1 pseudogene is annotated in these 224 nt (G+C 62.9%); it reads right to left on the reverse strand.

From position 1 onward, the window contains the following. Positions 1-224: pseudogene (locus GSQ95_RS25820) on the reverse strand (IS5/IS1182 family transposase); the annotation flags it as partial.

The raw sequence follows: 224 nt of genomic DNA on the forward strand, positions 1-224 counted from the left end.
CTTGGTACCCAGCCCACCACGGCTACGGCCCAACGCATGATCTAGCGGTTCGTCCGGGCCCCCTTTTTTCCACCTCCCGCGGCGGCTCGTGTCGCGCGGATCGTGGTGGAATCGATCATCCAGGTGTCCAGATCCAGATAACCATCCTGGCGCAGTTTCAGGTGCAGACACGCCAGGATGCGCTCGAAGGTACCGTCGTCGCGCCAGTGTCGGAAGCGCTGGTA

Origin of the sequence: Pseudomonas sp. BAV 4579 (assembly GCF_009765395.1) — a bacterium.
GTDB lineage: Bacteria > Pseudomonadota > Gammaproteobacteria > Pseudomonadales > Pseudomonadaceae > Chryseomonas > Chryseomonas aestiva.